The organism is Psychrobacter sp. 1U2, from assembly GCF_051847575.1.
In genome coordinates this window covers 1-651 of sequence record NZ_JBPYDC010001260.1, presented here as the reverse complement: position 1 = coordinate 651, position 651 = coordinate 1, and the positions used below count along the sequence as shown (strand labels likewise).

Here is a 651-nt window from a genome sequence, read left to right as displayed (position 1 = left end):
CTGCCAGATGTTTTATTTGTAAATACAAAGTCCTGATTGGTTTCATAAGGTAACCGGATGATTATGTAGTATTGCACTCCGTGAGCCATCATCTACGCTACACCTGTCTCTAAACTACACACTTAAAAATATATTCAAATACTACTTAACTTTAATCTTACCTAATATATATTAAATTATATAACAATAGAATAATTTATATTTTTAAAGTTCAAAGCTATTTTATGAATATAACTCTTCTCAAAATGTAAAACTATTTTTCTTTTTATATCAGATACTTATAAAAATAATTCTAGGGAATAGAAAATTTGGCATACCCTTAGCACTATATAAAATAAGAAAAACAATTTTTACAACGCTAAGGAGCACGCTATGCAACCTACCACTCATAACATCATTCAAGATGGCGGAACCCCGATAAAACTTTGGACCAAGGGCGTGCCTGTTGATCCAAAAGCGCACGACCAATTGATCAAAGCCTCAAAAATGCCTTTTGTATATAAATGGCTTGCGGTGATGCCTGATGTGCATGTCGGTATTGGCGCGACTATCGGTACCGTATTGCCAACCAAAGAAGCGATTATTCCGGCTGCCGTTGGCGTCGATATCGGCTGCGGAATGATGGCAGTACAAACTACTCTAACCGCAAAC

The 651-nt window shown here is 36.1% G+C and carries 1 protein-coding gene; it reads left to right on the top strand.

The features are described from left to right. Positions 1-372: 372 nt before the first annotated feature. Positions 373-651: RtcB family protein (locus ACS8FD_RS21530; RefSeq protein WP_439277373.1), on the top strand; the 279-nt coding region annotated here is incomplete at its 3' end.